Origin of the sequence: Fodinibius salipaludis, from assembly GCF_002287075.1 — a bacterium.
Lineage (GTDB): Bacteria > Bacteroidota > Rhodothermia > Balneolales > Balneolaceae > Fodinibius > Fodinibius salipaludis.
The window spans coordinates 38,749-55,287 of the sequence record NZ_NSKE01000009.1; the positions used below are offsets into that span (position 1 = coordinate 38,749).

General features: G+C 43.6%; 17 protein-coding genes. 6 read left to right on the forward strand and 11 right to left on the reverse strand.

Going from position 1 to position 16,539, the window contains the following annotated elements:
• The first annotated feature begins 4 nt into the window (after positions 1-4).
• The 5 genes from CK503_RS12490 to CK503_RS12510 all read left to right on the forward strand — a co-directional run bounded on the left by CK503_RS12490 (position 5) and on the right by CK503_RS12510 (position 6,889).
• On the forward strand, positions 5-3,094 hold the full coding sequence (locus tag CK503_RS12490; protein WP_095607165.1) for an efflux RND transporter permease subunit: 3,090 nt from the start codon (positions 5-7) through the stop codon (positions 3,092-3,094).
• 18 nt (positions 3,095-3,112) lie between these two features.
• Positions 3,113-3,619 (forward strand): hypothetical protein, encoded by a 507-nt coding sequence (locus tag CK503_RS12495; RefSeq protein ID WP_095607166.1) that lies wholly within the window; start codon positions 3,113-3,115, stop codon positions 3,617-3,619.
• A 206-nt stretch (positions 3,620-3,825) separates the two neighbouring features.
• Positions 3,826-4,149, forward strand: a complete 324-nt coding sequence (locus CK503_RS12500; RefSeq protein ID WP_141239930.1) for a hypothetical protein — start codon at positions 3,826-3,828, stop codon at positions 4,147-4,149.
• A 108-nt stretch (positions 4,150-4,257) separates the two neighbouring features.
• On the forward strand, positions 4,258-6,537 hold the full coding sequence (locus CK503_RS12505) for a TonB-dependent receptor (RefSeq protein ID WP_095607168.1): 2,280 nt from the start codon (positions 4,258-4,260) through the stop codon (positions 6,535-6,537).
• Positions 6,538-6,625: 88 nt separating this feature from the next.
• Entirely contained in the window at positions 6,626-6,889 is a 264-nt protein-coding gene (locus tag CK503_RS12510; RefSeq protein WP_095607169.1) for a hypothetical protein, read from the forward strand.
• Between the two features lie 204 nt (positions 6,890-7,093).
• Here the strand turns inward: CK503_RS12510 and CK503_RS12515 are convergent, their stop codons facing one another.
• The 11 genes from CK503_RS12515 to CK503_RS12565 all read right to left on the reverse strand — a co-directional run bounded on the left by CK503_RS12515 (position 7,094) and on the right by CK503_RS12565 (position 16,007).
• Positions 7,094-7,549, reverse strand: a complete 456-nt coding sequence (locus tag CK503_RS12515; protein ID WP_095607170.1) for a plastocyanin/azurin family copper-binding protein — start codon at positions 7,547-7,549, stop codon at positions 7,094-7,096.
• Between the two features lie 35 nt (positions 7,550-7,584).
• Complete coding sequence (locus tag CK503_RS12520; RefSeq protein WP_095607171.1) at positions 7,585-8,067, reverse strand: cupredoxin domain-containing protein; 483 nt, start codon at positions 8,065-8,067, stop codon at positions 7,585-7,587.
• Positions 8,067-8,681: an SCO family protein gene (locus CK503_RS12525; protein ID WP_095607172.1), complete on the reverse strand. Its 615-nt coding sequence runs from the start codon at positions 8,679-8,681 to the stop codon at positions 8,067-8,069. Before CK503_RS12525 ends, CK503_RS12520 begins: the two co-directional genes overlap by 1 nt.
• On the reverse strand, positions 8,681-9,475 hold the full coding sequence (locus tag CK503_RS12530; protein WP_095607173.1) for a formylglycine-generating enzyme family protein: 795 nt from the start codon (positions 9,473-9,475) through the stop codon (positions 8,681-8,683). Before CK503_RS12530 ends, CK503_RS12525 begins: the two co-directional genes overlap by 1 nt.
• Before the next feature lie 40 nt (positions 9,476-9,515).
• Positions 9,516-10,649: a multicopper oxidase domain-containing protein gene (locus tag CK503_RS12535; RefSeq protein WP_095607174.1), complete on the reverse strand. Its 1,134-nt coding sequence runs from the start codon at positions 10,647-10,649 to the stop codon at positions 9,516-9,518.
• A 227-nt stretch (positions 10,650-10,876) separates the two neighbouring features.
• Positions 10,877-11,623 (reverse strand): DUF2249 domain-containing protein, encoded by a 747-nt coding sequence (locus CK503_RS12540; protein WP_095607175.1) that lies wholly within the window; start codon positions 11,621-11,623, stop codon positions 10,877-10,879.
• 167 nt (positions 11,624-11,790) lie between these two features.
• Positions 11,791-12,144, reverse strand: coding sequence for a DUF488 domain-containing protein (locus tag CK503_RS12545; RefSeq protein ID WP_095607257.1), 354 nt, complete (start codon positions 12,142-12,144; stop codon positions 11,791-11,793).
• Between the two features lie 68 nt (positions 12,145-12,212).
• Positions 12,213-13,037, reverse strand: a complete 825-nt coding sequence (locus CK503_RS12550) for a phosphosulfolactate synthase (protein WP_095607176.1) — start codon at positions 13,035-13,037, stop codon at positions 12,213-12,215.
• 65 nt (positions 13,038-13,102) lie between these two features.
• The gene (locus CK503_RS12555) at positions 13,103-14,470 is read right to left on the reverse strand and encodes an MmgE/PrpD family protein (RefSeq protein WP_095607177.1); all 1,368 of its coding nucleotides are present in this window, start codon (positions 14,468-14,470) and stop codon (positions 13,103-13,105) included.
• Between the two features lie 119 nt (positions 14,471-14,589).
• Positions 14,590-15,219, reverse strand: a complete 630-nt coding sequence (locus tag CK503_RS12560; RefSeq protein WP_095607178.1) for a helix-turn-helix transcriptional regulator — start codon at positions 15,217-15,219, stop codon at positions 14,590-14,592.
• 32 nt (positions 15,220-15,251) lie between these two features.
• Positions 15,252-16,007 carry a hypothetical protein gene (locus tag CK503_RS12565; RefSeq protein ID WP_141239931.1) on the reverse strand — a complete coding sequence of 252 codons (756 nt, stop codon included), beginning with the start codon at positions 16,005-16,007 and terminating at the stop codon, positions 15,252-15,254.
• A gap of 168 nt (positions 16,008-16,175) precedes the next feature.
• Between CK503_RS12565 and CK503_RS12570 the strand changes: the two genes are divergently transcribed.
• Positions 16,176-16,532 (forward strand): ferredoxin family protein, encoded by a 357-nt coding sequence (locus CK503_RS12570; RefSeq protein WP_095607180.1) that lies wholly within the window; start codon positions 16,176-16,178, stop codon positions 16,530-16,532.
• Positions 16,533-16,539: the final 7 nt, after the last annotated feature.

The following is a 16,539-nucleotide window of genomic DNA, read 5'->3' on the forward strand; positions in this document are numbered from 1 at the left end:
TACTATGTTAAACAGAGTTATCGATTTTAGTTTAAAACAGAAATTTGTAGCCCTTGCCCTGGTCTTGCTGATGGCTGTTGGGGGTGTGTTTTCATTATCAAATATCCCAATAAATTCTCAACCTGATGTTACTCCGGTTCAAGTACTGGTCATTACTAAAGCCGGTCAATACTCACCCTATGATGTAGAACGGTTGGTGAGCTATCCCATAGAGACGTCAATGAACGGGCTTCCAAATGTTAAAGAAGTTCGCTCTATTTCACAGTTTGGCTTGTCAGCAGTAACCATATTGTTTGAAGAGGGTACCGACATCTATTTTGCCCGCCAACAGGTAAGCCAGCGTGTCCAAAGTATTGCGGGCGAACTACCTGAAGGTGTATCCACCCCCAATTTGGGCCCTATATCTACCGCTATGGGCGAAATTGTTCAGTATGAGGTAAAAGGCAAAAACCATACTCTTACCGAACTCCGCACTATTCAGGATTGGCTGATTGCCCCTCAATTAAAAACGGTTGATGGAGTAACCGAAATCAACTCGTTCGGAGGCTTTGTAAAGCAGTATGATGTATCAGTAGATCCTGATAAGCTAAGGAACTTTGGCATTGGCCTAAAGGATGTTACCGACGCTATTAAAAACAATAACAGCGTATCCGGAGGTAATTTTCTTGAACACAACCGGGAACAGTATATTATCCGGGGTTTTGGGCAAATTTCCAATGCCGATAATATCGAGAACATCATTGTTAAACGATCGGAAGATCGTCCCATCTATGTTAAAGACATTGCAGATGTAAATATCGGCAAACAATTGCGGCAAGGCGCGGTAACCCGCGATGGACAGGGAGAGATCGTCACCGGTATTGTAATGATGCTTCGCGGAGGAAATGGCCGCAAAGTAATCCAGGATATGGACCAAAAAATTGACGAGGTCAATAAAAGTTTACCCGAGGGGGTAACAATTGAAAAATTTTATGATCAATCTGATCTCGTTGACCGTACGACCGACACCATTATTACCAACCTGGTAGAGGGTGGGTTCTTTGTGATTGCCGTGTTGCTACTCTTACTCGGTGAAATTACCGGTGCCCTCATCGTTGCAGCGGTAATACCGTTGTCTATGCTCTTTGCATTTATTGGAATGGATCAGCTGGGACTTGCCGCAAACCTTATGAGTTTGGGAGCCATTGACTTTGGTATGGTCGTCGATGGATCGGTAGTGATGGTGGAGAATATTGTAGAGAAACTGAACAGCGATAAAACGGAAAAATCAAAACTGAAGATCATTCGGGAGGCCGCTCATGAAGTAGCCCGTCCTATTTTCTTTGGGGTGTTAATTATCCTGATGGTATATGTCCCCGTAATGACTTTTTCGGGAATGGAAGGTATTCTATTTCGACCCATGGCTATCACCGTGGGAGCTGCGGTTCTGGGATCGCTTATTTTAGCCTTGGTTTATGTGCCTGCTATATCAGCTCTTGTGTTTCGTAATGGAGTGAAAACGCGTAAAAACTATGTCATTAACTGGCTAAAGCCTCGCTATGAAAATTTCCTCAAGCAAAGTCTGAATAAAAAGGGCATCATTGTGGGTTCTGCTGTAGCAATATTTGGTATTTCCATTGCAATAATGCCCTTCCTTGGCACCCAGTTTTTACCGGAGTTAGATGAGGGATCCATACTCATTGAACAAATCCGCATGCCGTCGGTAACGCTGGATGAATCAATAGAAAATGCCAATTGGCTGGCCGGCAAAATCAAAAAGAACATCCCTGAAGTCAAAACGGTTGTACCTAAAACAGGACGCTCAGATCTTGCCAATGATTGGATGGGCATTCACCAGACGGATGTGTGGGTAATGCTCCATCCTCGAGATCAGTGGCGTGATGGAATCAGTAAACAAGATATTATCGAAAGTATTCGCCCCTACCTGGAAACGGAGCCAGGTCTATCCTACAACTTTACCCAACCTATCGCCATGCGTGTGGATGAGTTAACGAGTGGGGTCAAATCTGATATTGCGGTGAAAATATTCGGTGAAAAGCTTGATACCCTCAATGCCGTGGGACAAAAAATATCAGGACTACTCAGTGACCTTAAGGGGACCGATAACTTTATCATGGAGCAGAGTAGCGGACAACCCTATTACAATATTCAAATTGATCGTGAAGCAGTAGCCACCTATGGGCTCAATGTAAATGAAGTTCAAAGTGTGATTGAAACAGGTATAGGCGGGAGTACAGCCGGGCAGATTTTTGAAGGCCAGCGCCGCTTTGATATCAGGGTGCGTCTTCCTGAAAACCTGAGAAAGGATTTTCAGGACATTATGGATGTTCCCATACAGCTACCCAACGGTGGATATATTCCGCTTAAAGAAGTTGCCAATATTAATGCTGAGGAAGGGCCCCGGCAAATTTCTCGAGAAAACGGATGGCGGCGTGCCATACTGGGTATAAATATCAAAGATATTGATATCGGTACCTACGTATCCAATTTAAGAGAGGCCATCAATGAAAATATTGATATCCCGGCCGGATACTTTCTGCAGTACGGTGGAACGTTTGAAAACCAACAGCGAGCCATGAATCACCTCTACATCGTGGTACCCATTTCGTTACTGATTATTATTGGGTTGCTTTATATGATGTTTGGCAAGTTCAGATTTACCCTGTTGATATTTCTTAACCTGCCAATGGCCTTGTCCGGAGGTATTTTCATGCTCTGGATAAGAGGACTCTACCTCTCTGTATCAGCCAGCATCGGTTTTGTGGCCCTTTTCGGGGTGGCCGTACTCAACGGTATTGTTCTAGTCTCTCATTTAAATGATCTGAGGAGAGAAGGACAAGACCTCAAGACAGCCGTCATCCAAGGAGCCAGCGACCGTTTACGTCCCGTACTTATGACCGCCCTGGTAGCCAGCCTCGGATTTATCCCGATGGCCTTTAACACCGGACCCGGTTCGGAAGTACAACGTCCATTGGCCTCAGTAGTCGTAGGCGGACTTGTTACAGCAACACTGCTAACACTGCTGGTATTACCCACCATCTATCACTGGATGGAAAAAGGAAAAGAACTGGTATCGGAGGAGGAATCCTTCTAAACTTAAAACGGAGTTATTATGGAAGCTGATTATTTACATCTCGTCGTCAATCATATTCCCATTTTCAGTGTTGGTTTTGGCCTGCTGATCTTAGTGTGGGGATTGATCAAGAAAAATACTTCTATACTGCAAATTGCCCTTACCTTCTTTCTGATCGGGGCTGTGAGCAGCTATGCAGCCATGGAAACCGGCGAAGCCGCCGAAGATATTGTTGAAGAGCTAAATGTGGCTTCTCATGATGTGATTCACGATCACGAAGAAGCTGCTGAAATTGCCTTCTGGTTCACTATTCTAACTGGCGTGATAAGTGCCGTGGGATTTTTTGCCCTCTCCTACAATATTCGCTGGCAAAACACCCTCTTTGGAATTCTTACCATCTCGGCATTGGTCTCACTGGGAGCACTGCTGTACACCGCTTATCAGGGAGGAAAAATTTTTCATTCAAAAAATCAAAGCAGCAGTGTTATACACCTGCATCAAGATGAAGAGGCGACCCAACAGCCACCACTAATTTATTATATTTAGCCTACCCAGAGCAAATCATCTGGGCAGGAATTGAGTAAACTATTATTAAACTTTCTATTATTAGAGCAAATTCATACATTTAAGACAATTTACTCTTTTAATATAATTACGTGTTAAATAGGCTAAAACACATATCGTCTGTGGTGCTCTTCATTTTCCTGGGAGCATCAGTATTACAAGGGCTATCTCCAATCGTCATGCAGCAAATGAACGCTCATCACGACGGAGAAGTCATGGCTTGTAACATGAATGGAGATTGCGACTCTTCCTGTGCCGTCGATGGAGAAAAAGTCTGCAGTTGCAATCACACTGCATCAGATGAAAATTCTAACGCCACCAAGATATGCGGCTGTGATCATCACGGGAATGAACCCGTTGGCACGAATGCCCCATTTCAAATCAAAGCTCCATTGGTTTCGGTTTTTGACAGTATTACCTTTTCTCCAAAAACGGTCTTTTTAAGACTAAAACAGCACTCTTTGTTTATCTTTACGGATGATATTTTTCATCCGCCCCGCCTACGCGCATAATCTGCTTATTTTTTTATCAATTACAATAATCAATCTGCATAATAATATAGTTACAGCATAACTATAGCTGAACGTCTTTATGCAGATAAATAAGACTATGACAGAATTATGCGTTTACAAAAAATATTTTCTCTAACAATAGGATTATTACTCCTTTTTGCCCTTCCGAATGCTGCTTGGGCCCAGGAAACTATTTCCGGTAAAATAGTAGATCAATCAAACAACAAACCACTGGTCGGAGCACACATACATTGGACCGAAGGTGATCTTACTACTATCACCGATGCCAACGGTACATTTAGCTTTACCGCTGATGCCAATAAATTCACGCTTCGCATTACGTATATAGGCTATAAAAGTAGAACTGTTCAACTCACCGCAAGTGATATTACTGATGAGACAATATCGATCTATTTGCGCAAGTCAACGGAGGCTATGAGCCCGATCACTGTACTTTCTCGAAAAACATCCAATCAGCCCGACCAGTTTATGGATGCGATTTCGACCGTCAATATCTCGCATGATGCGGGGCAATTTCTCAAAGATTCACCCAATATTTCTGGTATACGTAAGGGCGGCGGATTCGGCGTCGATCCGGTATTGCGCGGCTTTCAAAAGAATCAGCTGATGGTCGAGATGGACGGCGTTCTGCAATCACAAGGCGCCTGTCCTAACCGTATGGACCCGCCCACCTCACATGTTCAGATGGAGCATATCGAAGAGGTTGAAATCTTAAAAGGACCCTATGCCCTCAAACACGGTCCTTCGTTTGGCGGAGTCATTAACTTTAAATCCCAGCAGCCGGATTACTATAGCGACCCCGTTCTTTCAAGCTATTTTACGGTAGGCTATGAAAGCAACATCGACCGCCAACGCTATGCCGGCGGCATCAAAAAAGAAGGCGGACGCTGGACGACCAATCTCTACGGGGCTTTTGCATCCACCGAAAATTATGAGGATGGTTCCGGAAACAGCATCAACGCCGGGATGTCGAATGCCGAATATACGGTTGAAACCTCGGTTCAGTTAAATGATGCAAATTCCATCAAGGCGAAGCTGAGCCAGAATTTTGCCCGGGATGTCCAATATCCCGCGCTGATGATGGATATGCGTGAAGATAACATCACCAATGCTACGCTTACTTACACCAATACTAATCTTGGCAATGGACGTTTTGAGAGCTCATTTTTTGGTTCTTACGTAGCGCATATAATGGATAATTTGGATCGGGAGATGTCCAACATGACCGAAGCAGTAACCGATCTCTCTACCGAAACTTATGGTTATGATCTTTCCTATGTGCTTCCGGCGGCATCCGGCAACTGGACCCTCGGCACCGATGCAACACTTCGCTATATGGAGGGCTTCCGCACTCGGGATTTCAACATGGGTTCGATGGCCGGACAGACCGTCACTGATAACGTCTGGCAGGGCGGTAAGCGCAATCGCTTTGGGGGTGTCGTTGAATATCAGCCAAATATCAGTGAATGGAATGTAGTACTCTCTTCCCGCCTTGATTACTACTATTCTAATGCCAGCGATCCCGATACCTATTTTGCACAGACACTTGGACAACTTGATCAAGAACACCTCGGATGGAGTGCCAGTGCCGGCTTTACCAAAGATCTGCACTCCAACTGGACAGCCGGCTTTTGGGTGGGACGATCAGAGCGTTACCCAGGCATGGATGAGCTTTTTGTCAACTATCTGGCTATCGGGATGGATCCCTATGAATACGTCGGAAATCCACAGCTGAACCCTGAGACCAATCACCAGGTAGATGCGATGGTCAACTATACAAACGGAGCGATCAGTATAGAAGGGTCGCTATTTTACAGCTACGTTACCAACTATATCAGCGCGACTGTTCGGTCTGATTTAAGCCCTAAACAAATGGGAGCACCGGGTGTTAAGCAGTTTGTGAATGTAGACCAAGCAGCCCTTTATGGCTTTGAGCTGACCTTTCAGAACAATGGAAACATTAAATTGGGATATAATTTGTCCACAGCCTATACCATCGGCCGCAATTTAACAATGAATGAAGATCTTCCACAAATTCCAGCTTATGAGGCGAATTTGAAACTGGATTACAGCTTCTTAAATCGAAAGCTAATTCCTCAATTGCATCTGCGCGGAGTAGCAGAACAAAGCCGTGTGGCCGAATCATTTGACGAGCAGCCAACAGACGAATATCTGCTAACACACTTCAAGCTAAGCTCGCAACTGGGAAGTGGCATTCAACTCTCAGCGGGCGTTAACAACCTGTTTGATGTGACCTACCACGAACATCTGAACCGAAGCCTGCAGGGATCAACCATGCCGCTTAATGATCCCGGACGAAGCCTATTTGTGGAACTCAAATGGAACGGCATATTGTCATCACTGTAATAACCGATAATTCTTATTACGAGGGGATGCTTTATAGACATCCCCTTTTTTATCAATCGCTATAAAAGGTTACTAAAGATTTAATCGGATGGACAAAAAAACGTTACACTCATTTATCCAAACGACATCTGCAATCATTGCCACCATTTTCGGCTTGATTACAATATGGATAGGTGGAATGACGCTTTTTGGCTTCTTCGATCCCGGGTATGTTATCTTTGTACCCTTACTGACATATAATGTCATAATGGGACTTTTCTATACAGCCATAGGAATATTAATCTGGCGACAACATCCCAAAGCAACCCAAGCGTCTAAATTTATTTTCCTATTGGATATTGTTGTGTTATAAATCATCACCCTACTATATTGGACAAACTTAGAAGTAGCTTTCGATAGTGTAAAAGCTATGTTATTTAGAACACTGGTTTGGGGAATTATTTCTTTCAGTTTATCAAAAACAGGATATTAATATAGTTACTATAACATAATTCCAATAAAAAAGGGCATCCAAATGAAATGGATGCCCTTTGAATTACTAATAGTTAGCTAAAAGTTATTCTCGAACTTGTAATACACCTTTCATACCGGCTGGATAGTGTCCGGGAAAAGTACAGATATACTCATAGTCTCCCGTTTCTTTAGGCACGGTAAAGGTTATTTCTACGGTTTCCCCCCCACCGGCAAGACCTGTGGCCGCAATAATTTCATCCTTATATTCAGGAGAAATATAATCATTATCTCGGGCTCGGGCCGAAGCATTTGCAACCTCATCCACATTAGCATCTTTGTCTATAACCACAACGTTGTGTGCCATGGCCTGTTTAGGAATTTGGCTTTTTGTGGTAAGCTTAATCGTAATCTCTTCACCGGGAGAAGCCTCAATAGTAGTTACGTCAAACTTCATATTGTCCATGCCAACTATTTCTATGGTTCGCTGTGCCATAGCAGAGGACACGACCCCGGTAAAAATGAGTGCAAATATTAGCGTTATTTTTGTAAGTGATTTCATAGTAAGTAACCTCTTTTATGTTTATTGGTATGTATTTATTGATTTAAAAACTGTTCTGTCTCAGTACTCAATTTTTGTAAAACTACGTTGGGCATCCCTTCTTCGGGATAATCTATCGCAGCATCATAAGACCCTGCTATTACTCGTCCCACATGTCCCATCTTTTCATGGGGAAGGCAAAAATAATCGTACACGCCTTCTTCTTTTATATTCAAAAACCACTGGTCGCCCTGCTCCATCAGCCCCGAATCAAAAGGCTTTGCCAAATCTGGAATTCGCTTTGGTCGCCGGTTTGTGGGATGGTACGCCGTTACCGTATGTAATCCCTCGCGTACGATAAATTCTATCACATCGCCCGGATTCACCGCCACTACCACCGGGTCGAATCGCGCATCTGCATCCGTGCCTTTAACTTCTACTGTCACCGTATCTGTCTGGAAAACATCAGAAGCAATTGCACGGCCCCAGCCAGTGATCAACACAAGAGTTATTAATAATGTTAGTACTGAAAATTTCATTATTTGTTCAGCCTATCCATTATTAACTCAATTGTTCCCTTAACTTCGTCCATAGGCTGATTCAATCCCTCGACCCTGTGGGCAATTCTGCCTTTCTCATCTAATACTGTTACCAAATTCGAATGCGCAAAATGTCCGTCACTTTTCTTCGAATACTGCACCCCCAACATCATGGCAAGCGTGCGTACGTCGGCATCATCGGCCGTCATAAAGTGCCAACCGGGGATATCCAACTGCTCATACTTTGCATACTCATTTAATACCTCAGGCGTATCGTTTTCTGTATCAAAACTCACAGCCAGCACGTTGATATCCTCGCGGACAGATTCATCCACGCTACTATATAGTCGCCAGGCATCCTGTATCAGGATGGGACAAACGTCAGTACAGTTTCCGTAAAACATCACTACAATCACCGGTTGCCCCTTAAAATCATCAAGTGTTACCGTACCGCCGCGATGACCTGTCCACTTGGCATCCAGGTGATATATGGAGTGCTCAGAATCAATTTCTTTAACATCAAGAGTGTTATCAGCACTATGGTTGTGATTATGCTGAGCAACTAAGCTCGTAGCTGTAAATAAAAGCAGTATGATGAGGAATATTTTTTTCATTATAAACTCGCTTCTTTTTCTTCAATCGTTTCTACATCGTAAGCGCAGCGAAATCCCACGGTGCTGTTGGTGCTTTTGGGACTAAAACTCATGCGTGTGATATACCGGATAGACGCAGCATAGCTATAGGCATTGCCGAGTTTTTGCATGCGTCCCACCGTGCCACAATCCAATGAAAGATCATTAGCAATGACCGGTTTAAAATCTTGAACCCATTCCATAATCAATCCAAACTGATCTTTAACGCCATATCGATTTTCGATTCCGGTAGATCCCACGTCTCCGACATTTTCACTATCAAAAGTGGAGTACCAGCTCATTAACCTATTGGCAAATTCTCGTGCATCGGCGGATGAATCAAAATCCATAAGCTGTGCCGAATACTCCCATTCATTGAGGGTAGGCAGTCGTCCACCTACCGATTGGCAATACGCATTGGCCGCATACCATGAAACACTTGTAACCGGTTCATCCGGGTTTACAACTTCATCAGAATTGGTATTTTCCCAGCTTTTCAGATATCCCTTATAAGCAAAAATGCTCGGAACGTTTCCAGGTTGCCAATCCTCATGATCTTGTAAAAATTCACTGTACTCTTTATTTGTTACAGCTGTCGTATCCATATAAAAAGAATTAACTGCAACAGGTTCTCCTTTTACTTCGGGCATTACGGAATGAAATGATCCCGACGGAACCAGCACCTGTGCCCCTACCCAGTTGGGGAGGCTTAGCATCACCACTGCCAGTACAGTCAGCGTGATTTTAACAGGTGCTATGTTCGTCAGGAGTTTCATTTCAATATTTAATAATTGTTACTAATTATTATTCTGTGATTTACTTCTCGCGTGGACCGGCTTTCAATGTTCCCGTCGCACCTTTTTCTGCATCAGCGAATTCGTGATCGATCAGGATGTATTTTCCTTCTTCAGGAACAATCATATCTATTGTCGCTGAACTTGAAGCACCTAACAGTACCGTCTGCATGCCGCGCATTTCATTGAAGGGATGTCCTTCGAGCCATACTCGATCGAAGATGCCACCAATTACGTGAAAACTTGACGTTCCGCTTGGACCATTATTGGATACGTGTAAGCGAATACGATCACCGGCATTGGCTTTTAGCGGCTGATCGTGCAAGATTGTTTGGTGTCCATTAAATACGACGTGAGAAGGATTTCGATTTTGAGCCGCCTCATAATCATACTGGAAAAGATCTCCAGACCCTTTTTTCAAGTAATATTCGGATTGTACGACTACATATTCCTTGTCCACTTCATAATCTGTGTCATAGCCATCCTTGGGCGAAACAACGACTACACCGTGCTGTCCCATAGCTGTGTGCATAAGTACACTGGGTGTTCCACAGTGATAGATATATGAGCCAGCATAGTTGGCAACCCAATCAAACTTGATGGATTGGCCCGGAGCAATAGTTCTCCACTTGTCATCTTTAGCTACCGTTCCCGCGTGGAAATCCATGGAGTGTGGCATGGGCATCGTAGCTTCTTTAGCTTTCATATAATTATTCTGGGCCACCTGCTGCATAAAAGGCGAACCTTCTTTGGTCGGCTCTGTAATGGTTACCGGTTCATCCGAACGATTCTTCATTGTAAAGGTAATGCGATCGCCCTCTCTGACGTGCAGTACCGGACCGGGAACGGTTCCACCGAACGTCCAGGCCTCGTATTTTACGCCATCAGCCACTTCAATTTCCTGGGCAATGATATCGATGCGAACTTCGTGTGTCTTGTTGCCCTCGTAATCGAGTGGCTCAAGATTCGGAAGCATACTCAAGTGGTCTCCTACGACGGGAGGTCCGTCATAATCTTCGGTGAATACTTCAGCTTCAGGCATGCCAAATGTCTTGCCATCTATTTGATATTCACCACTTTGGGCATAGCTTAGGGTCGTAATCCCGGTCAGTAACAATCCTATTATAAGAGTAAAAGTAAATTTTATTGATTTCATAGCAGTTAGTTTTATTGCTAATTAAGAATTAAGACAACTTTGTCTTTTATTTGTTCTGGGTAATATGTTCACAAAATGTATGCCAAAATTGAAATTATCTAAAAGAAATCAAAGCCTGTTCTCAAATGGATCTTTTTCTCTGCTATGGAAAATTATTCTACCAAGTATATGGCACCAATGCAATACTTCCAGTTTCCCGGTATTGCAACAGTGCAATACCGGGAATGTTACTCTTCAAGTTTCATCACTTTCACCTTCCACTCCTTGGGCATGGTCTCCAGGTATTCCCATTTAAACGGTTCATCACTTTCAGCCTCCATCTGGTAGTACAACGGCTTGGGATCGTGATCATTGACAAAAACAAATGCTTCGCCGGGATTTAGCTCATCAAAAGCGTCAAAGACCATATCGTGACGTTTGGCAGGGGCATGCGGACGCACATCAAACGAATTTACGATCGATACATCCTCAAGCACTGGATCAGTTTCTTCTCTTTTAGTCACATGGATCACGTATTCGCCCGGCAGATCTTTTTTATAACTCCACGTATATTCACCGTCAAACTTCTTCTTAAATATTTTTCGAATTTCTTCCGGATCCTTCTCGGATATTATTTCCATCGTATCCCCTTTCAACATCATCCCGTAGCGGTGAAATACGGCATATTTCCAGTCTTTAGGATCAGCTTTCCTGAGATCCATTAAAGTAGAGACATCCTCAAATTCGCGTCCTTGTGAGGCTTCAATTCGGGTTACGCGTACCTTCCACTCTTGTCCCCCACGCTGCAGGTATTCCCAGCCGACCACATCGCCATATATCGATCGGAATTCGTAATAAAGCGGCTTGGGATCGTGGTCGTTGATAAAAACAAAACTGTCTCCCGCCGGCAGCTCCTTAAAGAGCTTTAGCAGTTTTTCGTGTCGTTTAATGGGGATTAACGAGCGTACATCAAGCTCTTCATCAGTTGCTTTCATGTTAAATTTAAGTTATTTGTTTTATGATAGATTCAGGAAAACCATGTCATGCTGAACCCCGATGTATCGGGACAGGCTTTGTTTCAGCATCTATAAGCATTAATTATATAGATATATTCTTTAGAACCTGAATAAATTCAGGGTGACACGATAATCGCATTATAAATTCATTTGTTCTCTAAAAACTCTTTTAGTACCTGAGCGTGATTATGCCCTTCATCTTTGGCAGCATAAAGGAGCGTTATCTTTTGCTCTTCTGCTATTTTAAGTAAGTGCTCAACCACCTCTTCTTTCTGAGTTAACTCTGATTTATACCGATCCGAAAATTCATCAAATTTATCAGGATCATGATCAAACCATTTGCGCAATTCGGTAGAGGGAGCAATTTCTTTGAGCCATTCGTCCAGCCAGGCCTCCTTTTTGGATACGCCCCGCGGCCACAGCCGATCCACCAGTACGCGATAGCCGTCATCTTCGGCACATTCCTCGTAAATCCGTTTTATATAAAATTGCTTGTCCATAATTTCTAATTGGTATTTAGACATAAGCCACCTTGGAGATAGCCTATGTCTATTCGAATAATTCTATTTTATTCTTTATACGTCAGTACCCGTCCCCAAAGACTTTTAGTGCCCCAGATACCGCGTCGCAACGTTTCCAGCTGCACGATCTGGCTGTGATCCACAAACATATTGACTTCGGGACCATAGTTTTTGATATACCAAGCGAACACTTCCGGATCGGCTGCTTCAAACATCAGCTTTTCCAGGCCGATTTCGTTGATAAAGGCCGCCGGGACATCGGTTCTCCACGGGTCAGCATTTTCGGTGATGCCTTCCGACTCAATCATGATCATATAGGCTCCGGCATCTACAAACCTTTTGGCTTGCTTTACGGCATAGCTGGTATCCAATGTGCCTTCAGATTCCAATTCGCCCTGCGCTGTATCGCCGCCGGCTCCAAACTGGATACCAATTTCGGGCTTGGCCTTAAGTCCGGCCTCCTGCACTTTCTCGATCAGACGCAGCCAGTCGTCGGTGGGCAGGGTGATAAATCCGGCCGAGAGCTCAATAATATCGAAACCGTAATCTTTGCAGGTATCGATATATTGGTCGACGGCGTCTTTACCCTGCGTAAGCACGTACTCCATGAATCCACCGGTAGATACCAACGCATCGTGATCGTGGGCAATGTCAATCAGTTCAGTTACCTTATCTTTGGGCATAATTGAAAACGATCCACCAGAAAATTTCAGTGAGTCTACATGTTCGCCCATCGTTTCCATGATATCATTGAGATACCGTTTGCCCATAACCGCGTAATACGGGCCGCGGATTTCGGTAATGCCAGTTTTTCTGGGTTTAGGTTCTCGTTCGTTTTTATTTAAGAAGTCGAATGTTTTTTCGTCGGCCATAACAGCCACCTTTTATTTATTGTTGTTGGGATACGGAAACCGTATCCGCACAATTCAAATATTCCTTAAGACTCTAATTTTACTTTTGTTAATAGGTTCATCAAATCAGATACCGAATGCTGTTCAAAATCCTGTACGGTCTCAATAATCTGGTCACGTAATTCTTCGGAAGTATAAGGTTGAGCTAACCCTTTAAATTTTTGGATGATGGTGTCCCAGCTCATGGGACGCGTGTGAAAGCCTTCGTAATCGCGCTTTTTGATGGAATGTCTTTCTCCACTCTTGAGGTGCACCGTCAGTTTGGTCGGCATCTCATCGGGAAAGCGATCGCTGTACTCCTGTTTCGGTGAGACCTTCACTTTCTGTAACAGCGACTGAATGTCATCAGCTTCAATGCGATTCTTCTGATACTGTTCCGGCATTACTGGTCCGTCTAATAGCGCTGCTGAAACCATATATTGCAGGCTGTGATCGGCCTCTTCTTTGGTACGGACAATCGTTTTATCGCCTTCTTCACCACCGCCTATAATGTGATATGCTACATCAAAGATGTCGATCTCAATTTTCTCAACATTTTCCGCTGTAAAGTCGTGCTTCTCCTTCAGCTCGATCATTCCTTCAATGGAGGACTGGGAATGTATCTCGGCATTGTATTTCTTAATAATGGTATTGGACACGCGCTCCAGATCTTCGTTGAACCAATCGATGGAAAATTCTCCGGCAATGGAATCCATAAATCCTTTGTTGCCTTCGAAAACAGCGGGTGGACCAGTAATGCCATATTTAGCAAGAAATGCAGCGTTGGTACCTCCAAAAGCGGTATGTGGATAGGCCAATCCCTTCCAGTTGGAAAGTGCACCGGTTCGGGTTACGCGCAGGGCGTTTAGTGCTGTACCTGCAATCGAAATAGCATTAGCCGTTTTATCTTCATCTAATCCCAGTGCTTTGGAAACTCCAGCTGCTACCGCATAAGAGCCCTGGGTGGTGTGGTCAAATCCCTTGTCGCGCACAGGCGCTTCATCACTCAACCGACACTGCACGTGGTAGGCGACACCGAGGGCAGTCAAAAAATCTTTTCCACTTAAATCAGTAGTCTCACCGGCTGCTAAAATAGACCCGATATTATCGCTCGGATGGCACGTTTCGCCCTTCGCCAGGTAGCTGTCGTTAAAATCAAGGTAGCGAACGAGTCCGCTGTTATAGAGTGCAGCGCGATCGGGCGTTGTTTTGCCGCCACCAATCAAAGTACTTTGTTCCGAACCACCAAAATCATCGAGCATCTGCCGTATTGCTTTAACCGGTGGGCCTTCAATAGCGCCAATGGCCGTACCCAGCGAATCGAGAAGCCTTATTTTAAGCTGTTTTCTGGCCTCGTTAGATAAATTACTATAAGTAGCTTGATCAGTAAAAGTTGCCAAGTCGTGTACAATCATGATACTGTGGTTTACGATTCGTGATTATAAAATCATTTGATCCTGCAAATACGAGAAATTATTATGTTTAATACTATTTTATCCTTTTATATAATGAACGTTATCTATAGACGATACATTTAATCCGTCGGGATATTATAGGTACATGAGTAATCACCATCAGCGATATAGCTGGTTCTCTCTGCATTTTCATTAAACAATCTCTTATAAAACATCTCTTCGAGTTTGCATGGCAGGCGGGTCTCTTTCACAACTTCACTAAAGGGGCAATTACACTCCCTTACCGTCAGCGACTCATCACTCTTATCAAAATCGAATTCCGGCATGAACCCCTCCTCTTCCAGCATCTGCATCAGTATCTTAATCTTGGACTCCGGATCCTCGGCCGATGATTCCTTGATCCGATCCTGGGCTTCTTCGAGGCGCTGATCCCAGAAATCCTCAAAAAAATCTTCCACCAACTGTTCGCTCCCTTTCGTTTTAAGATACTTGATAATATTGCGAATGAGCTTTGACTCGGATGAAGGAAACAAACTATTCCCTTTTGAGGTCAGCTGATACTGCAGGCTGGGGCGACCCGGTCCCGATCGTACGTAATCACGCTCTACATAGCCATCACGCTCTAACTGCAGAAAGTGTTCACGCAGAGTCGTTTTAGCCAGATCAATTTCTTCCACGGCCTCATCAATAGAAAGAGTACCTCTCCGTTTTATTAAATCGATTATCTCTTTTTTTGAACCGGTAAACATAATGTGGGCTCTATATTTTTAACCTATACAATTTAGCTTTTGGCTTTTATCTGTTCTTTAACGCATGGTAAAATCTGATCCTTCTCTATCTCAAACTGTTTTTCTAATTTAGAAAACAGGATTTTAAAATTCTCATTTTGAATTCGCAGTGTTGAACACGCATTTCCGGGATTTTCGAACTCATTCCCTTTCTCCCGAATCGTCTTCATCAAATTTCGCAGACGAGGCTGATCTCTTTCAATTACGCTAAACGATTTCTCTAATTTTTGGATGGTCCCGTGGTTCAGATTGTTATTACTATTATTTTTGAGGCGTTCGATTAGCGGATAAAACTTTTCCTGTTCAAACGCATAATACATACCGAGGGCTTCTCGGAATTTGTCATAATGCCACTTCATCGTCTTAAGCCACGGATACTGATTGCCGTGTATTTTGCGGATGCGGGGAAAGTTTTCGTCTATCTCTTCCAATAGCGATCGATTGGGGCTAATATATGATTCTTCCAGATATGTAGTCCATTCTGGCAGTGTAGAATCTTTATCAGGCTTCTCCCTACTTTTATTTGAAACTTCCCCATTTGTCGTCGAACCGTGTTTCTTTAACCACCGGAGCACTTCTACTTCACTCCATTTACGCTGCTGACAGATTGACCGGAGCGTTTCCTGTTCATGATTGGCTGGTGATAACCCAATAGAAGAAAGCAGCTCACCCGCCTCACTATCCGAACGAACTATTTCTGTAATAGTAGCTTCAGGAGTAAGATTTGAAAGGGATTGATCAGAATTCATATCATCATTTTTATTCAAATTGGATTTGTTTCCAATCCGTCTCTAAGATATCGATGATTTTATGATTAATCAATAAAAAAGGTTAAAACCGTTTTTATAGTTGATATTCATTTTAGGGACTCCTACCTTTTGGGTGAAGCAATAAAAATCGAGTAGTATTTAGCAGCTATGGCATACGTTGTAACCGATCCATGCATCCAATGCAAACACACCAACTGCGCTGCGGTTTGCCCCGTTGATGCGTTCAGGGAAGGACCCAACTTTTTGGTGATTGATCCCATTGAATGCATTGATTGTGATGCCTGCGTAGCCGAATGTCCCGAAGAGGCAATTTATCCGGATGATGAAGTACCGATGGAGTGGGAAGATTATATCGAGTTAAATGAACGGCTTTCTGAAGAATGGGCCGATCATATCATCAACCAAGCTAAAGAGGCCCTGCCGGATGTTGATCAATGGAGCGGCCAAGAAAATAAACGCAAACACCTTATTAAAAGCTGGCAAGAAGAAAAAGCAGTGAAGTAGTTATTGG